Annotated in this window: 14 protein-coding genes; 1 reads left to right on the forward strand and 13 read right to left on the reverse strand. The window is 50.0% G+C overall.

Features of this window, described 5'->3' with window-relative positions:
- Window positions 1-34: 34 nt before the first annotated feature.
- Complete coding sequence (locus ADS79_RS32020) at window positions 35-1,780, reverse strand: glycoside hydrolase family 9 protein (protein WP_049742542.1); 1,746 nt, start codon at window positions 1,778-1,780, stop codon at window positions 35-37.
- A 174-nt stretch (window positions 1,781-1,954) separates the two neighbouring features.
- Between ADS79_RS32020 and ADS79_RS32025 the strand changes: the two genes are divergently transcribed.
- The gene (locus ADS79_RS32025; protein WP_049742543.1) at window positions 1,955-4,300 is read left to right on the forward strand and encodes an endo-1,4-beta-xylanase; all 2,346 of its coding nucleotides are present in this window, start codon (window positions 1,955-1,957) and stop codon (window positions 4,298-4,300) included.
- Here the strand turns inward: ADS79_RS32025 and ADS79_RS32030 are convergent.
- From ADS79_RS32030 to ADS79_RS32085, 12 genes are read right to left on the reverse strand one after another with little or no spacing between them, the layout of a single operon-like run.
- Window positions 4,281-5,399 carry an acyltransferase family protein gene (locus tag ADS79_RS32030; protein WP_049742544.1) on the reverse strand — a complete coding sequence of 373 codons (1,119 nt, stop codon included), beginning with the start codon at window positions 5,397-5,399 and terminating at the stop codon, window positions 4,281-4,283. The genes ADS79_RS32025 and ADS79_RS32030 overlap by 20 nt on opposite strands.
- A gap of 44 nt (window positions 5,400-5,443) precedes the next feature.
- Complete coding sequence (locus ADS79_RS32035) at window positions 5,444-6,250, reverse strand: WecB/TagA/CpsF family glycosyltransferase (RefSeq protein WP_049742545.1); 807 nt, start codon at window positions 6,248-6,250, stop codon at window positions 5,444-5,446.
- On the reverse strand, window positions 6,247-7,323 hold the full coding sequence (locus ADS79_RS32040) for an NAD-dependent epimerase/dehydratase family protein (RefSeq protein ID WP_049742546.1): 1,077 nt from the start codon (window positions 7,321-7,323) through the stop codon (window positions 6,247-6,249). The genes ADS79_RS32035 and ADS79_RS32040 overlap by 4 nt, the downstream gene beginning before the upstream one ends.
- Entirely contained in the window at window positions 7,311-8,513 is a 1,203-nt protein-coding gene (locus tag ADS79_RS32045) for a glycosyltransferase family 4 protein (RefSeq protein WP_049742547.1), read from the reverse strand. Before ADS79_RS32045 ends, ADS79_RS32040 begins: the two co-directional genes overlap by 13 nt.
- On the reverse strand, window positions 8,510-10,033 hold the full coding sequence (locus ADS79_RS32050) for a class II glutamine amidotransferase domain-containing protein (protein WP_049742548.1): 1,524 nt from the start codon (window positions 10,031-10,033) through the stop codon (window positions 8,510-8,512). The genes ADS79_RS32045 and ADS79_RS32050 overlap by 4 nt, the downstream gene beginning before the upstream one ends.
- 13 nt (window positions 10,034-10,046) lie before the next feature.
- Window positions 10,047-11,627: a N,N-dimethylformamidase beta subunit family domain-containing protein gene (locus ADS79_RS32055; protein ID WP_049742549.1), complete on the reverse strand. Its 1,581-nt coding sequence runs from the start codon at window positions 11,625-11,627 to the stop codon at window positions 10,047-10,049.
- Window positions 11,624-13,036 carry a UDP-glucose dehydrogenase family protein gene (locus ADS79_RS32060; protein ID WP_049742550.1) on the reverse strand — a complete coding sequence of 471 codons (1,413 nt, stop codon included), beginning with the start codon at window positions 13,034-13,036 and terminating at the stop codon, window positions 11,624-11,626. Before ADS79_RS32060 ends, ADS79_RS32055 begins: the two co-directional genes overlap by 4 nt.
- Window positions 13,037-13,065: 29 nt before the next feature.
- The gene (locus tag ADS79_RS32065) at window positions 13,066-14,022 is read right to left on the reverse strand and encodes an NAD-dependent epimerase/dehydratase family protein (protein WP_049742551.1); all 957 of its coding nucleotides are present in this window, start codon (window positions 14,020-14,022) and stop codon (window positions 13,066-13,068) included.
- A gap of 27 nt (window positions 14,023-14,049) precedes the next feature.
- Entirely contained in the window at window positions 14,050-14,976 is a 927-nt protein-coding gene (locus tag ADS79_RS32070; protein WP_049742552.1) for a glycosyltransferase family 2 protein, read from the reverse strand.
- The gene (locus ADS79_RS32075) at window positions 14,973-16,298 is read right to left on the reverse strand and encodes an O-antigen ligase family protein (RefSeq protein WP_049742553.1); all 1,326 of its coding nucleotides are present in this window, start codon (window positions 16,296-16,298) and stop codon (window positions 14,973-14,975) included. Before ADS79_RS32075 ends, ADS79_RS32070 begins: the two co-directional genes overlap by 4 nt.
- A gap of 11 nt (window positions 16,299-16,309) precedes the next feature.
- Window positions 16,310-17,626, reverse strand: a complete 1,317-nt coding sequence (locus tag ADS79_RS32080; protein ID WP_049742554.1) for a lipopolysaccharide biosynthesis protein — start codon at window positions 17,624-17,626, stop codon at window positions 16,310-16,312.
- Window positions 17,620-18,231, reverse strand: coding sequence for a sugar transferase (locus ADS79_RS32085; protein ID WP_161807334.1), 612 nt, complete (start codon window positions 18,229-18,231; stop codon window positions 17,620-17,622). Before ADS79_RS32085 ends, ADS79_RS32080 begins: the two co-directional genes overlap by 7 nt.
- Window positions 18,232-18,248 lie beyond the last annotated feature (17 nt).

The following is an 18,248-nucleotide window of genomic DNA, read 5'->3' on the forward strand; positions in this document are numbered from 1 at the left end:
TTACCCAAAAGGCAGGCTGCTTTTTTTCGATGAGTTACTGAAACTGAAACAATCGCGAAAACCAGGTTTGCTCCCTTCTCTGATGCCATTCGTTCAGATAGCCGGCGACGACTACCAGTGCGGCATTGTAATCAATCGCATTTTCATTGGTTGCATACGAACGGGAATCATCGACATAGCTGTGCGGTCCGAGCTTTTTGGGAGCAATCTTGTCGTTTGTATAGGTGTTAGGACCTCCTACCAGCAATCCTGGAATCAAGACGCCACTGGCAACCGTGTAGCGATTGTGCGGCTGCATCGGCGAAGAGATTCCTATCCCCGTAACAAAAGATTGCGCCAGTGGATTTGCTCCGAGTACCCAATCCAGCTGCCTGGAGATAGCATGCGGATAGTACGGCTGCGGGTTTATTTGATTCGCTGTTGCCAGATGCAGTCCATATCCGAGTGTTGTTCTGGTTGAGCCCCAATCGTAGTCCGCAGGCTGAAGCGGGCTGCCATAGGGACTGTGATTCATTTTGTTGACAACCACGTCTGCATGCTGGATCAGTCTTTGGCGCAGCTCGCTTGCCAGCTCCCACTCCTCCTGAGCTCCAAGGGCAAGAGTGAGGATCGCCATGGAGGAAGTATTTTGCCAATAGGAAGGTACGATCCTGGCAGGATTAAGCTCCAGCTCCTCTATATGCTGCTCTACATAATCTCTGAAAACAGGGTGGCCTGTCGTCACATACAGCTCTGCAGCAGCCCAAACACGCTTGTCCCTGTCGCTGCTAGGGCGATACGCCTGCTTGTCCCCCAGGGAAAGAATTTCTTTCGTTTTTGTCAAAAAGCTCCACGCCTTCATGGATGCATCCAGTAAGCGCTGGGAGTAGCTCTCGTCATACGGAAGGTATGCTCGTGATGCTCGCGCCATCGCTGCTGCAAAAATAGCCGTGTCAGGTGTAGAAATATCATAGATATACTGGGTAGCCAGATCGTCCTGTGGCAAGATCATCCCAGGGAATTTGGCTGTCGCTACACTGTGATAGACGGCTCCGTCCTGCCTTTGCATTTTCAGCATCCAATCCAGCTCTACCCGAATGACGGCGAGTGCATCCGGATCATCACTTGCTGGCTGTGACAGATCCAGTACTCCATCTTCCGCGGTTTGCGGTGCCAGCTCTTGTAATAATAGCAGCTGCGCAACGGTAACCCCTGCATTGGACATGTATTTACCAAAATCTCCGGCGTCGTGCCAGCCGCCTACCACGTCTCTGCTCTGGCTTTTATCCGTGAAAAGTACTGCCGGATTGATATGGCATTCGGCGTGCTGGACGTGTGTCAGCGGGTCGTCAATGGCCACTCCGCATCGCTGTAATTCATACGAGCGCATCGCTTGCTTGTAGACGGCCTCGTACACACGCGGAGAAATTTGAAAGGGGGCGCTGGCCATGCCATTTGGCAGACGGATTTGGTATGTACCAGACTTCTTGTAGCTGGAGAAATCCAGGACGTACACTTCTTTTCCTGTACTTTCATCCAACCTGCTCATCTTCGGCGTTCCTGTAAACACAGTCTGACCATCCAGCAGCTGAACAAGCGAGAACTGTTGAACGGACAACGTCGTATATGCAAATTTGACAGCAGAGGGAGCGTAGCCCATCTGGTTCACTCCGACATCAGCGGAAATGGGAGTTAACACTACCGTTGGAGCATGCTGCTGTTCTTTTCTGATGAAAATAATACCGACAACCAGTACGAGCATGATGACAAGCACCAGCTTCCACCGCAAAAGCAAACGCAACGCGATCACCTCCTTTCAGAAGAAAATAATTAGGTAAAATTTGTAAAACAATGAGTCAGATAGCTCTTGTCTATTTCTAAACAAGATTGTACGACTGCTTATACAAGCACCTCCTCGGCTTCATATCATGAGAGTATCTACTCCACTAAACGGACGGAGGTCATGAAATCACCTATGAGTAACAACTATTTGACTGGCCCCATTGATAGGCGCTTTTTCGGTATTCAAATTGAGGACGTCAATAATGCTCGTCCACTAGGCTTTGGACTGATGCGGTTAGAGACGAACTGGCGAGAGATTGAAAAATCAAAAGGCAATTTTGAATTCAGCAAAGTCGACAAATATGTCGCTTTTGCCACACAAAACAATCTCGACATCATCATGCTGCTGGGGCAACCACCTGACTGGGCAACAGGCGGCAAATGGTCCTCTGACTACGGGTCCTACTACAACAGTATCCCGCCCAGCAACATTCAGGACTGGCGCAACTACATCCTTGCTCTGGGACAGCGCTACAAAGGAAAAATCATGTATTACGAAGTGTGGAATGAAGCGAACTTAAGCGGCTTTTATTCAGGCACGCTTGAAAAGCTGGTCGAGCTGACCATGGAAGCATACAAGACTTTGAAAGCTGTTGACCCAAACATTCAGATCATCAGCCCCAGCTATACAGGAGCAAGTGGTGTAAGTGGCATGGGTGACTTTTTACGCGCAGGAGGGGCAAATTGGATTGATATTGTCGGGGTGCATCTCTACGGGTATCCCAAGCCGCCAGAGGCTATGATTGATCTGGCCTATGCGTACCGCAAAACAATCACGCAAGCTGGAGCAGGCTCACTGCCGGTCTGGAATACCGAGAGCAGCTGGAACAGCTATTATTACAAAGGCATTCTGTATGGAAGCGACGAAAACGACTATTCCAATCAAATGCCTGACGATTTGGCGATCGCCTATATTCATCGGATGTTCCTGTGCAACTGGGTTGCCGGAATGAATCGCGCAGTATTCTACGGAATGGACCAGCCATGGTCACGAATCCGGCTGCTCGACCTCGCTCATCTTCCAAATGTCGCGGCAACCGGACGTGCTTATCAGCGAATGGTCGATTGGCTTACTGGCGCTACTATTCACCAGTATGTCGTTTCTCGCGAGGGCGTACACACAGTTTCACTGACCTATCCTGATGGCCGGGCTGGTTATATTTTGTGGACAGACGATGATCGCTCTGTCTTGTTCCCTCTCTCCGCCGAGCTCGCCATCAGCCAAACCCAGGCTGCCGACGGAACGGCGCTCCCCACCTCTGATGCCATTACGGTGACCAATCTGCCGCTGTATGTGAAGCTGCTCAGCTCGCAAGTGGAGGCGCCTGTTTTTGACCGAAAGGCAGATGCGGATACAGAGCTTCTATACAATCATGACTTCCGCATGAATTTCTCAGACAGTACGTTTCCGATTGGCTGGGAGCTGCTCGGCATGTCTGCTAGTAAATATAGTGGCACCGATTCTCCAGCAGACAAAACCGTTCTGACGCTCACTCCTGCTGGTCAGTATGGGCAAATTCTCCAGCGTTTGAAAAAACCTCTGCAAAAAGGGTACTCCTACAAGCTAGCGATTACTTACAAGCTCCCTCCTGCAACGACACAGGGCAAATGGGGAATCGGGTTTGAAGTTAGTTCTACGGGAACACCCTTTATAGACGAAGCCTACCTCCCTCTCACACCCCAAGACACATTTTTGACCAGAGACGTATCGTTTTTCTATGACTTTGGAGATCCAGATCCCTCACCTGACCTTCGACTTACACTCGTAAACCTGTCACCGGATGGGCAGCAACAAACCTTGTATGTGTCGAGCATTTCGTTGACGCAGATCGGCGAGATCGAAAATAATGTGCCGCACGCTTACAATATCACCTATTCGCCTATCGTACCGTCAGCAGGGTCTTTTACCAAAGGCGATCAATTTCTGTTTACTGATGCAGACCTTATCGCTTCGGAGGGGATTGGCTGGGTCTGTACTGCCTCCGGTACATTTGGCACTTTAAAATCGGTAAACGGCAGTCTGACGAATGGCTCCAATGTATTGGTTGTCACCAAAGCGGATGCCCTGAGTATCGGTGATTACGTCAAGATCGGAACCGACCCAAATGTGTACCTCGTCTCGTATCAGCAGAGTCCAACACGCTATGAGCTTGGTTCCACGGCGAAAACGACGCAAGCCAATCAGGCCGTCTCTTACAGTGCACCCACTTTTGCTCCCCTCGCACAGCCTGCAAAAGGAAAACCGGCCAATCCTACCGTGCCCACCATTGGTCGAAGCCCGTATGTGCTGCAAAACACGAATGCGTATCCACTCGATGTTCTGGTCGCAAAAGGCAGCGTTTCTCTCATTGAGTTTTCCCGCAATGGCACAACTTGGTACGATACGGGACTGGTCTCGGGAATTGTCCGGCTGGCTGCAGGTGACAGAATTCGCATCACATATACCACTGCCCCTAAAATTACGCTTGTTCCCCAGTAGCAAGCTCGCGCCCTTGTGGCGCTTTTTTGTTTATTGTCGTGTCTTCTTCGCGCGGCAAGGCTTTCCCTAGTTTCCCGATCAAGTACTCGTGAAACGGCAGCTTTTGCAGCACGTAGGCAGCGCCCCATGACAGGCACACCCCTCCCACGAACAAAGCCACCAGAAACAGCAGCGATTGATGCAGCGTGGGGAAAAGCATGGAGAACAGTTTGCTCACGCACATCAGGAAAAAGATATGCAGTAAATAGATGCTAAAGGAATATTGGCTGATGGCGACGAGGATACGCGGTACTCTTTTTACTTGAACCGCCCAGGCAAATAAGGAAAAAATCATCCCGATCGCATACAGCAGGACATCGACGCGCTTGGAGGACATGATCGTAATCAGACCACTGTGGTGCAAGAACAGCATCATACAGGCGAGCAATAGCGTTGCCACCCAGATCCAGCGTCGATAGGTGATCAAAGCGGACTTCACCTGATCAAAATAGCGTCCACAGTAATAGCCCGAAGTGAAGTAGAATATCCACCCCAAAAACGGAAGCCACCACGCTTGGTATTCCGAGTGCGGATCATCAAATGTGCGGACAAAGCTGAAATAGCCCAAATAGGCGACATTCACCAATAATGAGACGGTCAGCACCCATTTCCATGACCAACCTTGTCCATAGCGCTGGAAGAGTACGTGCAAGAGATAAAATTGAAAAATAATGAGGATAAAGTAGCCGTGAAATTTGCCAAGAACGAGATTTTGCCACAAAAAATGACCAAACTCAGACAGTGCATGCTGGCCTGTAATCGAGGTAAGAAATGCGTAGAAAACTGCCATCGCGACAAAGGGAAACAAAATAAACTTGATCCGCTTCCACAAAAATGTTTTTGGTGATTTGACTGAGCGGGAGTACGAGATCAAAAATTCGGAAATGAACACAAAAAGTGGAGTAGCGAACATGAGTAGCAATAAAAGTGAGGTCCAGATGCCTTTTTCCAGGGAGGCATCTGCCTCTTCATACATCTTGTTGATCATAATGCTGGCGGAATGAATCAGTACTACACAGAGGCAAGCAACAGATCGAAGCAAAAAAATCTCTCTGATCATTCCTCATCATGCTCCTTTGTCATGGATCGAGTGTACTCATTCTTCTATCCATACGACTCCTCTTTTTCCGTTTGATCCGGCAGCAACACCGGAATTCGCTTGATCCCCAGCCTTTCAGCAAACAGATTGAACAAATAGAGGGGATTCAAATACAGATACCTGCGCCAAAGCCGCTTCGGCTCTTGAATCATCCGAAACAGCCATTCCAGCCCTCGCTTTTGCATCCATGCGGGCGCTTGCGGCAAGAGGCCCGCGTGAAAATCAAAGGCAGCGCCTACCGCAATCAATGGCATCGAGAGCTTGTTGCGATATTCGTACACCCACGTTTCCTGCCGGGGACAGCCCAGGCCGACGAGTACCAGCCTGGCTCCACTCTTTTTGATCTGCGATACGACCTCCTGCTGCTCGATTGTGGTGAGCTGGCGAAATTTGGATGGCTCCATACCCGCAATGATCAGCCCCGGATATTTCTCACACAAATTTTTGGCGAGCAGCTTAATCGTTTTTTCGGTACTGCCATATAGAAAGACTGGCAGACTCTCTTCTGCTGCTGCCCGCATCAACCGCAGTGTAAGCTCTGGACCGTAGACGCGATCAGGCAAGCTGATTTGGTGCAGCAGCCGCAATCCCCACCGCACGGGCTGTCCATCCGGGACAATCAGATCCAGCCCATTTAGCCGCCGCTGGTGGACGCTGTCCAAAAAGCCCGTCATTACTCCGTGCACAGCCAGCGCTGTTACGGCGAACGACTCGCCTTCTTTTGCGTGTGAAACTATCTTCTCCACTGCACAAGCGTAATCGACTGCAGCGATCCTCACTCCGAGAACCGGATGTACACCATAATCAATCATGGCGTCACGCTCCAGCGCTCTTTGTTTTCCTGATAAATTTCCTCCAAAATCATCTTCATGGAATATTGCATACTCCAGTTCGGATAATGCTGCATGAATTTCTCCAGGCTGCTCACGTACCAAATATGGTCTCCTGAGCGGTGCTGATCACTGTAGCCAAAATTTATGGCTCTGCCTGTTTCGTCCTCCACCATGTGAATGGCTTCGAGGACAGAAATGTTGGAGTAAATCCCTCCGCCGAGATTGTACACCTCTCCTGGAGCTGGTGGATGCGTGTATACCGCGTGAATGGCGCGCACAACATCATGAGCATGGATGACATCACGGACCTGCTTCCCCTTGTACCCGAAGATCGTGTATGGCGTACCTGTCATGGCGCATTTCATCAAATAATTAATAAATCCGTGCAGTGGAACACCTGCCTGCCTGGAGCCACTCAATACGCCTCCCCGAAAGCAGACTGTCCTGATCCCGAAGTACCTCCCGTATTCTTGTACGAGAATATCAGCTGCCAGCTTGGAGGCCCCAAAGAGCGAGTGCATATTTTGGTCCACGCTCAAATCCTCTTTGATACCGTTCTGATACGGATGAGCAGGGTCTATCTCCCAGCGCGTCTCTTTCTCGATCAATGGAAGCCGATTCGGAGCATCCCCGTATACCTTGTTCGTAGAGGTGAAAACAAAGACGGCACCTGGGCAGTATTTCCGTGTCGCTTCCAGCAAATGAAGAGTGCCATTCGCATTCACAGCAAAGTCCGTAATCGGATCTTTGGCTGCCCAGTCATGCGAAGGCTGTGCGGCTGTATGGACGATCAGCACAATCTCCTGTCCGTACCTTGCAAAAATGGGCTCCAGCTCATTCGCATTGCGTATATCTGCATCGTAATGCTCATAGTTGCTGCGATAGCTCTCGATGAGCCGGGAGCGATTCCATAGCGTAGAGCCTTCTGCTCCAAAAAAGGTTTGCCGCATATTGTTATCAATCCCGACTACCTGATAGCCACTTTCGGCGTAAAATGCTGCTGTCTCTGATCCGATCAATCCGGCTGAACCGGTTACGATTACGACTGCCATATTTGCTCCTCCTTCGATATGCGGGGTGTACCGGGATTTTCCTTGCCAATCGCCTGACTGATCCCATAGGCGAATCGCTCGGCCATTTCTTCTATCGTGTACGTGAGCTTTGCCTTTTGACATCCTTCCTGCAAGATGCGCAGCTGTTGATCATCTGTCAACAATTGCGCCACGGTTTGTGCATAAGCTTCCAAATCTTCGGGATCATCAAGCATCACACCGTTTTCCCGATTGACGAGATACTCGATTTCGGGACTGTGGTAATCGAGCTTGGTTGTGATCAGGGGTACGCCGAGGGCAAACGTATCCAGCACAGCAAGTCCAACCAGTCCTGGCATGAGAAACAGCTTGGAGATTTTGAAATACGGTACTTTCTCGGTTTCAAACTTAGGTCCGATATAGTTGATCCATGAATGTTGGCTGGCTGCCTCTTTGACGAGGGAATCGTCCATTCCCGCACCGATAAAGATCATCTGAAAATCAGGGACAAGCTCGCGTATTCTGCTACATACCTGCAAGAGAAAAGGGATTCGTTTCTCCGGGTAGATGCCACCTGTGTACAGACAAACATTGTCGCTGGTAATGCCAAGTGATTGTTTAAAAGCCGCAAGCTTCTCTGGTGTCCATGCTTCGCTCGCGCTCACAAGCTGTTGGGTATCAATTGCATTTTGCACGGAAGTAATTCGCTCTTGCGGAAAGCCTAGCTCGCGGACAATTCTGGCGCTAAGCTCATTGTAGGCAAACCACCAATACACTCGCTTTGACAGCCATGCCTTTACCCGCTCTCCCGACCAGCTTGCATTATGCGCTTGTAAATTTCGCCCGTGACCCCAAAACGCAATTCGCCGAATCCCCAGCTGATTTTGAAACATCAGGTAGTAGTTAATGAGGAGCTTGCTCGCCTGCTCTACAATGACCAAATCTGTGTCTCGCAAAAGCGAGGTGCAGGGCTGCCAGTACAGCTCACGCGAACCGAACCGAAAAATTTTGTTCTCAATTTTGTGCGCCCACTCCAGCTCGATCGAATCTTTTTTGACAGCTTCTGAGTGTCCCGGCTGTCCGTAGATCAGTACAAAGTCGATGTCGCGCTCTTCCAGTCGCTCTTTGAGCAGCTCATAAAACCGGCGCCGGTACTGAGGCAATGACTTGTACAAAATGGCTACGCGATACCGTCTCTTTCCCTGGCTCACGTCGTTCCCTCCCCGCGCTTGCTGATTCCTCGGCTACTGAACGCTTTTACCGCTTGATTGCCATAATAAAGGCTTCCTCGCAACAGTTCTTTTCCGCAATGTCTGAGAAATTTGAGTGGTGGCAGCGGGTTGATCGGCGCATTCAATGTCTCTGGCCACATCTGGTTAATCATTTTGCGGTACAAATGATTTCGCGTGCCATAGTCATGCTTGACCGATAGCAGGGTCACGAGCAGCTTGCGGTTGTTGAACGGGCTGAATTCTTCGATTGCAATATCTTGCTCCGCGGAGTGAATCGCACCCCATCTTCCGTATAGCTGCTCCCACTCAAACATCGTAAGCAGTCTGATTCCGAATCTCTCCTCGTACGACCTGATCGGATCTAGCCACTCTTCATAGCATCGAAGCGCATACGCATGCTCCCCCAGCTTGATGTTGCGCGACAGGAACCGGCCATCAATTGTTCGATTGGGATGGTAATCGTAATAAACCTCTCGGGCGATCTCGCTGTAATTTCCGCTGATGTTGATCCGCCCTTCTGACATGAGATAATGCTGGTAAAAGATTTGCGATTTGGGTAAATCACGCATTTGCGTACTTTGCTGGTTGATTTGCACAAAGGTCTCATCCACTTTTTCGAGTGCTGGATGGATATGGAATTTTTTCCCTAACGAAGCAAACAGAGCTGCTGGTACTTTCACATCTGTCGCTTGTTCTGACAAACCGGAGTGGAGCGCGATATAGTAGTGAACCTCTTCGCTGACCTCCTTGCTTGCTGCAAGCAAAATCCGGCTGTCCAAGCCTGCCGTTACCGGAAGCATCACTTTTGCACGATTGGCGATAGCGCGCAGCGAACCCTTCAAGATTTCTACCGCCCCCCGGACTGCCTCCTCTATCCCAATCGGCTCTAATTTGCACAGTGGCCAATAACGTGTGATCGTCCCTTTTTTGATATCGAGATAATGGTTGGGGGTCAGATGCTTGATTCCTTTGTAAATCGAGCCATCCCCAGGCCAAAGCTGCTCCATTTTCCGATACTCAGCTGACTGGACAAACGCCTGCAGCTCCTCATCGTCCTCTGACTCTGCTCCTATCAAATGGGCGAGCATAGATGCCTGTGACGCGCACCAAACACCATCTGATTGTACGGAATAAAAGACTTGCCGCATGCCGACAGCATCCGTGAACAGCTTGATCTGTGTATCGTTCTGGTAAATCAGCACCCATCTGCCGCCACAATGTTCGATCCCTGCCAATAGCTCGTCAAACGAGCTGGAGTTCTTGTGGACGTCATTCAAAATATCTGCATTGGACCACTCAGGATGATAAGGATCAATGATGTATCCAAGCAACGTCAAGCGATAGCCATGGCAAGTAGATTGCGTAATGTCCAAATCAGGATGAACGCTAAGAAACAGTCCTTGATCCAGCTCTATCCCCTGCCAGTCGTTTCGATCCATGTACCTCGTGCCTAGCACAAACTGGCGGCGATACAAAAGCCTTTCCATATCCTTTAACATCGCTTTTCTCCTTTTACGTAGGCTGGATATAACGATCCAACAAGTTTGCGGTTACTCCCTGAATGATTTCACTTACACTACCTCTTTCGTCATTCCACGGGTTCGACAGCCCAAAGCACCAGTAAATCGTACCCGCATCGAACACAAATGCATCCGTCCAGTAGCGATAGATGGTCGTATGCGCAACAGCTGTTTCCCCGGTCGTATTTACAAGCGGAGAGGCTGCGATGATTTCCAGATTGGATGGTGTAAATATATGATTTTTCACCGAATCATACTCCCACCCGATCAAGTGCTTCACCTTGTCCCCCTCTTTCACATCCAGCCCTTTATATAACCAATGTTTCGGCTGGCTTACCACCCAGTCGGGACCGGTATACACGAGTCCGTCATACATTTGGCCAAGCAACTGATTCTCCGGTTCGTTCAAATTGCGCCATTCAGTCGTGAGTAGCTTGCGATGCTGTGTCGGGTCCTCTTCGATGGCCCGGTATTTATAACAAATCTGAAAGCGTGGTTCCTCGTCATTGGAGAGAATTCTCCCCTTTTCATCCTCAAAGCGAATTTGCCAAAAAATATTGTTCGCTCCCAGATAAGCCAAGTGCACGCCCTGATCGCGCAAATGCTCCACGTACAATCGCATTTGGCGTGAGTAATACTCGTCATGGCCGAGTGAAATGAACCCTTTTGGACGCCATTTTACCCTGTTCAAATGCGTGTCGATATTGGTCACATACCCGATGTCGTAGCCTTTTGACTCCAGCCAGTAGACAGTCGGATATTCCAGATACAAATCTCCTGAACCGTGATACTGCTCATACGGCCGATTGTAGGAAATGGCGACGGCGACTTTTTTCCGATCCGTATCGTAGTCGACATATTCATGGGTCTTTTCGTCGTAATGACCGTAATATCCATAACCACCCCATGCACTGTAGGCATGCCATGTCGTCACGGCTGACTGTACCATAAAGTCATGCTCATACTTTTCATCGCGAATCAGGAAAGGGATATACGACTGAAAACCATCAGCATCTGTCATGCGTACAATATAAAGTCCCGTTACCCAATCCTCGGGAATCTTCAATGAATAGGAAGACTTCCATTCCAGATGAAGCAGCTTCGTTTTTGGATCAGGCTCTGGAAGCCCATGTCGCCCTTCCGTTTTTGACCACCAGCCTTGTGCCTGTCCGATCAAGTCTGATTTGGTAAAATGCAGCCTCGCACCTTTGCCTTGGTAGTAGCCGAGGCGATACACATCCAATCGGTACTTGATGCCACCAGTTCTCGTACTGATATAAAAACGAATCGTTTCGCCAGCCACGACACTTGTACTAGATGCGTAACCCGCGATTGCTCCTGCCGCAGGCTTTGTTACCCGCCAGTCGGCATTGCCCGGCTTTTTGTTTTCATCCACAACCACCGGCTTACGCGGAAACACCTCACGCGGTGGCAATGCGAGTGCTGGTGCAGCACTGTCCAATTTCCACTGGTTATGCCATAAAGGGATATTTCCGATCGAAAACAGCATGCTAGATAACGCAGCGTACTTCAGAAATTTCCGACGCGTCATTCGCACCTGGTCGTCTTTCATCCCCCCATCACACCATCTCCCGCCACACTCGGCGAAATCGTAGACAAGCCAAGACCTTCATAGCAAAAGCCAAGGGCTGTGAGTCTAGCAGATTCCAAATAATTGCGTGTATCGAGCACATAGGGACGGCGCATCACGGGGTACATCGCTTCCCAGTCGAGCTCCTGGTATTCCTGCCAATGCGTGAGTAGGATGACGGCATCGGATCTCGTACCCGTTTCGAGCGGCTCACGGCAGTACGTAACCTTCAAGTGGCTGTTCAGGGATTGAAACATCGCCATCCCCTGCGGATCATGCACACGTACGCTGGCGCCGAGCTCAACCAATTTTTGAATGATGTACGAGGCCTGTGTCTTGCGTGCATCATCTGTATCCGGCTTGAAGGTGAGCCCCAATATGCCGATTCGCTTCCCGTTCAATGATTGCAGCTTGCGAACAACCTTTTCCACCACATGCAGATGCATTCGCTCGTTTGACTCGATTGCGGCTTTTACCACCGTCATCTCGCTGCCGTACTTTTGACTCGTTGCGAGCAGCTCAGCGGTGTCCTTGGGGAAGCAGCTCCCACTCCAGCCGCTCGATACCTGCAAAAATTTCTTGCCGATTCGCGTATCGAGTCCCATGCCTTCTGCGATATCGCGCACATTGCCGCCGAGCACCTCGCATAACCGCGCCATTTCATTGATATAACTGATTTTCACAGCCAGAAAGGCATTTGCGGCATATTTGATCAGCTCGGCACTTTTGGCATCCGTTTCAAAGTAAGTGGCTTTCGGCATTTGAGGATGATAGGAGAAAGGAAAAAGTTCGGATAATTGATCGTACCCCACTCTTTCAATCAGATTGTGATAGAGCTCCCTCATCACCTGCAAACCCTGTGGCTGGACTGTACCAACAACAATCCGATCCGGGAAAAAAACGTCTTCCAGTGCGTACCCTTCACGCAAAAATTCTGGATTGCTGACAACGGTAAAATCTTTGTCGGCCACTAAGCCTGAGGCTTCCTCAACCAGAGACGCGACAAGCTCCGATGTCCCTACTGGCACTGTCGATTTGTTCACAATGACAGTGAACCTTTCTTTGGAAAGAGCCCGCCCGATATGCTCTGCCGCCAGCTTGATATAGCGCAGATCAGCCGTTCCATCCTCCTGTGATGGCGTTCCGACTGCAATAAATACGACCTGCGCTTCCGCCACTGCGTCATAGGACGAGGTGACAAACAGATTTCTCCCGATTAAGGCGGGGAGAAATTGCTCCATGCCCGGCTCGTAAATCGGGCTTTCTCCCCTGTTCATTCGCTCAATCTTTTTCTGGTCGATATCGATAATGGTCGTCTGATGACCAATCGCTGCAAAAGCAGTTCCTGTCACACTCCCTACGTATCCAGCCCCGATGCACACGACATTCATCGGCTGCTCCCCCTCCTTTTTTCGCTGCTCTAGTTTACAATCAGCTGATTTCGATACGCCGCGATCGTTCGACTCAGCCCTTCCTCGAGATGAATCTGAGGCTCCCACGCAAGCAGCTTCCTCGCCTTTTCAATGACCGGACGCCGCACCTTTGGATCATCAAGTGGCAACGGATGAAAGCTGATCCGACTCGTAGACTGGCTCAGCTTCTTCACCAGACGGGCTACCTCTAAAATCGAGATTTCCCTCGGATTTCCAATATTGATGATTTCACCTGTCGCAGCGTCCTTCTCCATCATCAATTGAAGCCCGCGTATATTGTCATCCACATAGCAGAAGGAACGCGTCTGATTGCCATCGCCGTACACGGTTATGTCTTCCCCCGTCAAGGCTTGGGTGACAAAATTGGAGATGACCCTGCCGTCGTCATTACGCAGCCCCGCTGAGTAGGTATTGAAAATGCGCGCAACCTTTACCTGTACCTCAAAGCGCTGGAAATACTCGTAGCAAATGACCTCACCCAGTCGCTTCGCCTCGTCATAGCAGGCCCGCGGTCCCCACGTATTTACATTGCCGCAATACTCCTCTGGCTGTGGATGCAAGGTCGGATCACCATAAGCCTCGCTGGTGCTCGCATATAAAAACCTGGCGTGATTTTTCCTTGCCAGCTCCAGCATCTGCTGAGTGCCGATTGTATTGGCTGCAATCGTATCGAATGGAGCACTCTGATAAAAAACAGGCGATGCAGGCGATGCGAGATGATAGATTTCACTCACACCATGGACTGCTTCCAGCTCAAGCACGTTTGGAGCTGATACATCACACTCGAAAAACTCAAAAAGGGCATGGCTGCGAACATCCTCGATATTTTGCAGTCGCCCCGTAGATAGATTATCGATGCCAATCACCTGCTTGCCTTGTGCGAGCAGCGATTTTACAAGATGCGAACCAAGAAATCCGGCTGCGCCTGTTATTAGCGTTGTCATATAAGCTCCTCCTGCCTGCTCCCGCTCTTATACTGCGTGCGTCCTCTGATACTCCTCGTAACGCTTTCCAACCAGCCCCATCACCATCCCGGCTCCAAGACAAATGCTTTGCAAGGCTTTGATGAAGGTGATCCGCCCCAACAGGAGAGCTGGCAGCGCAAGTACCAGACCACTCCCTATTCGGATCCCTCCTTTGATCGCACGAATTACGAGCTTTGCTGCGCTTTGCCTGATGTCTCTTTCACAAAGGGTGTATGTGTTCCCAGATCGGTAAGCACGCTGCAATAGCCAGCTCACTTTTAATCGGCTAAGCGGCAGCCATTCGTGCACAATCGCTTCATCTGCCCAGACAATATCGAAGGCCAGCGCTTTGACCCTCATGAAAAAATGTGTATCCTCGCCTCCGGACAAGGCGTATCGCTCGTCAAACCAACTTTCTATTCGAGCAAATACTTCCGTTTGGATGAGCACATTGCCCGTCCTCGCGAGCCTCAGCGCATAGCCTGTCGGGTGGCGAGACCGCTCATAGCATCCGCTTTTTACACTCCATGCCGGAGCACCCTCCGGATATACTGGCAAAACTGGTCCTGTCACAATCGCCGCTTGAGTCATTTGCTGCACCGCAAGCAGTTCATCCAGCCAGCTCGGCTCTGGCACCTCATCGTCATCGATAAAGGCGATAAAATCATGCTCCTCCCATGCCAGCGCAACGGCACGATTTCGAGCAAATGAAATTCCCCGACGTTTTTCGTTATACCAGACCAGTTTCCATGGATAGCCCAGTTGCAGGCTGGAGCAATAGGCAACCGAGCTAGCAGCCGGATCATTGTCAACCACGACCACCTGTACGGCTGAAGGCTGCGTTTTTATGAAAGCCTGCCTGGACAATCCGTCCAAAAGCCTTTTCAGACCATCGGGTCGTTTGTAAGTAAGGACACAAACCGCTACCTTCATCGCCTTCCTCCTGTCTCCACGGTTAACATGGCTTGCTCACGGGCTTTGCCTGAACCATTTTTATTCGAAAAGGAAAAGCCAAATGCGATAAACAAAATCCAAAAGAAGCTGTTATGATCCAGAAGCGAGGTCTCTGTCACATTGCCCGCAACCATGTAAAGGAGAAAGAGCATTGGCCAAAAGCTTTCCCAGCTTTGGTTGGTGCGAATGTATTGAACTGCCTTGATAAAGCGGGTAAAAAAGCTGAGCAGGATCATGATCAAACCAACGACACCAACATCGAGAGCTGCATCCAGAAAGCCATTATGCGAGTTGGGCGGATTCCAGTTGGATACCATCCACAAATAGGCAGACTCTCCATCCCATCCGAGCCAGAATCCGCTGTAGCCATAGCCAAACCAGGGATGCTCGCGAATCATTTCGATGACTGTCGCCCACAGCTCTGTTCTTCCGGTCAGTGTCATATCACGCCCGAAGGATTCCAGTAGCACCTCTGTATTCGGAACCACCACCAGGGCAAAAATCACGCCTAGCATTGTGGCAGACATCCAAAGCAGAAGCTGCCCATAAACGTTCCAGCGAAAGGAGTAAAGAAAAGGAATACAGCCGAGCAAGACGACGAAAACAACGATCGCGGTCCGTGACTCTGACAAAACCAGCAGGCTCGTACAGAGAAGAAAGCCTCCCCATGAGATCCAGCGCGGCCATTGCTTCATCATGATGACCAGGAAAAATACGATGGCCCCCAGACACATGAGTCTTCCCAGTTGATTTTTATGGGAGTAAATACCTCGCCACGCCATGCTGCCCTCGTGCAGCATTTTTCCCACATCGGGGAGCACCAGCGTGATGACCAGGCTACAAACAGCACCGCCCAAAAGCATCCAGACTACCATCAGAAACTGCTCTCGCAAGGTGAAACGCGCTGCCATGTAAATCGCCACCAGGGTAGTTCCGAAATAGGCGAAGCTACGCCGCAGGGTAATATCAGGAGCATTCGACCAGAGAAACGAGAGCATAATTAGAGCCAGCAGCAGGAGGGAAAGCTTGTCTCGGGTCAAGATGGCGAGGACCCGCTTTCTTTGGATCAGGATCAACACAAAGGCGACACCGTAAATGATCTTCCAAAGCAGCTGGAGCAGGGCATTGCCCTCCACCACATTTTCTGGTTGCCCGCCTTGAAAAAAAGGGAAGAACGCTTGCGAAAACAGCAGAAGAGCTATGATAATAAACACTTGTTCAAATCGGATGAAAACTTTGCTCTCCCGATAATGCTTTTTCATGGCAGAGGCTCGTGTTTCAAGGATCAATACATCCTGCAAAACGGTTCCTCCTAGTTGGTCAATTGTCCCGTAACTCCCACGATCCGCTCTCTGCGCTGCAAATATCCGATGATCCCCCAATAGCCGCAGCATAGAAGAATATCACCAATGATGCTGACCACGATCGCTCCCTTCCATAAAAACAGAGGAACGATAAGGATATGTAACACGGCAACGAGGGCGGCAACAAACACCTGAATCGCAGAGCGCCAGCCTTGAAAACCTGCTCCAGTCAATGCGTCTGCGGCAAAAAAGTGCAAGCTTTTCAGAAGCGGAATCAGCGCCATCCACTGCACTGCCTCTACAGCAAAGCGGTAATCCTCCCCCAAAATCCAGGGCAATACAGGAGCGATCAAATACAACCCGAGCCACGCAATCGCTGAGTAAGCAAGTGAAATCAGGAGCAGCTTGTTTGCATAACGCACACTTGCTGTAATCCCGTACTTCCCTTCCTGAAAAAAGCGGGAAAATGCTGCGCTCATCAGGGAGTAAATCGGAGCGAGCGTAACATCAACAATTCTGCTTGCAGCAGCATAAATGCCAGCGTGCTGGGCGGAGGCATATTTTACGAGAATGGTTTTTCCAATATCCGAGTAGACGACCAAGGATGATTGGCTGATCGAGAAATACGCTCCGCTCCTCCACTCCTTCACCACTTTTTGCAGATGAAGCTGCGGTCCTCCCAGCTCGTGAATAACCAGCGCCAAAGCTGCAACCGCCATTACACCTGTTGTCAAAAAGTAAAGGATTGCCCATTCTTCAACGCTGTGCTGTGCTGCAACAAACAAGAGCGCAAGGGCGCCTGCCAGTCTGACTACTCCCATCAGCATATTGAGCTGAGCTGTTCGTTTTAAACGCTCAAATGCCTGATAGGACTGTCCGCAAATCTCAAGCACTCTGTACATGATCAGATCCGATACAGCCACCCACACGATGATGCTCGTGCTGATTGATTCTGGAAGAAGAAATCGTCCCAAAATAATGGCAAACACCGTCAAGGCAATTCCTGAAACAGCCGTCATGAACAAAGCGTTACCGAAATATTCACGAAACAGTTCTTTATCCCGGGAGACGTTCATAATCAACAACTCACCTCTGCCAAGACTGGAAAAGGGCGTCAAAATCGCGACCAAAGTCACGACACCAATGAACAGGCCATAGCCGCTTGCGCCCAATGTTCTGGCAATGATGACGAAGTAGACCATTTGCAGCAGCAGACGAATCCCGTCACCGAGGAGCATCCAGAGCGTATTGCGCAATAGCAGCCCATTCATAGCACTATGCAGCTTGGAGAGGTGTTTTCCAAAGGACATCCATCGCGCTAGCATGTATTACTCCTAACGATCACTCGAATGGTTTTATATACAATCTTGACATCGAGTGCAAAAGTGAGGTTTTGGATGTAGGAAAAATCATGGTGCAGGTTTTCGTGAATCGGTTTGTTCCGATCTGGGCTGATTTGCCAGAGACCCGTGATGCCTGGCTTAACGAGCCAACGCTGCTTTTCATAGTAGGAGTACACTTTCTCGACAATCATTTTTTGCTCGGGTCTGGGACCGACGAAACTCATTTCGCCACGGAGGATGTTGATTAATTGCGGGAGCTCATCCATGCTGGTCTTACGCAAAATACGCCCGAACCGAGTAATACGTGGGTCAGTAGCAGCAGAAGGGGATACCCCTTCCTGCGGAGAGTCGACATACATGGTGCGGAACTTGTAAATCGTAAATTCTTTGCCGTATTTGCCTACACGCTTTTGCCGGAATAGGACAGGACCTGATGAATCGAACCAAATGGCGATCGCCACCAGAAGCAAAAGCGGTAGAAGCAGCAAGAGAATCAACAAGGCAAAACTGAAATCTAGGACATTTTTCAAACAACTCGCATAAAAAGAGCGGCTCGATCTCAGTCCATTCACAGGGATGAGTTCCATATCCTTCACAATCTCCA

The organism is Brevibacillus reuszeri (genome assembly GCF_001187725.1).
GTDB classification, from domain to species: domain Bacteria; phylum Bacillota; class Bacilli; order Brevibacillales; family Brevibacillaceae; genus Brevibacillus; species Brevibacillus reuszeri.

What these genes read in the sequence shown, in the direction of transcription:
- ADS79_RS32085 (WP_161807334.1), bottom strand. Translation starts at nt 18,231, where the DNA reads ATGGAACTCATCCCTGTGAATGGACTGAGATCGAGCCGCTCTTTTTAT.
- ADS79_RS32025 (WP_049742543.1), top strand. Translation starts at nt 1,955, where the DNA reads ATGAGTAACAACTATTTGACTGGCCCCATTGATAGGCGCTTTTTCGGT.
- ADS79_RS32070 (WP_049742552.1), bottom strand. Translation starts at nt 14,976, where the DNA reads ATGAAGGTAGCGGTTTGTGTCCTTACTTACAAACGACCCGATGGTCTG.
- ADS79_RS32040 (WP_049742546.1), bottom strand. Translation starts at nt 7,323, where the DNA reads ATGGCAGTCGTAATCGTAACCGGTTCAGCCGGATTGATCGGATCAGAG.
- ADS79_RS32055 (WP_049742549.1), bottom strand. Translation starts at nt 11,627, where the DNA reads ATGAAAGACGACCAGGTGCGAATGACGCGTCGGAAATTTCTGAAGTAC.
- ADS79_RS32065 (WP_049742551.1), bottom strand. Translation starts at nt 14,022, where the DNA reads ATGACAACGCTAATAACAGGCGCAGCCGGATTTCTTGGTTCGCATCTT.
- ADS79_RS32060 (WP_049742550.1), bottom strand. Translation starts at nt 13,036, where the DNA reads ATGAATGTCGTGTGCATCGGGGCTGGATACGTAGGGAGTGTGACAGGA.
- ADS79_RS32035 (WP_049742545.1), bottom strand. Translation starts at nt 6,250, where the DNA reads ATGATTGATTATGGTGTACATCCGGTTCTCGGAGTGAGGATCGCTGCA.
- ADS79_RS32080 (WP_049742554.1), bottom strand. Translation starts at nt 17,626, where the DNA reads ATGCTAGCGCGATGGATGTCCTTTGGAAAACACCTCTCCAAGCTGCAT.
- ADS79_RS32050 (WP_049742548.1), bottom strand. Translation starts at nt 10,033, where the DNA reads ATGTTAAAGGATATGGAAAGGCTTTTGTATCGCCGCCAGTTTGTGCTA.
- ADS79_RS32030 (WP_049742544.1), bottom strand. Translation starts at nt 5,399, where the DNA reads ATGATCAGAGAGATTTTTTTGCTTCGATCTGTTGCTTGCCTCTGTGTA.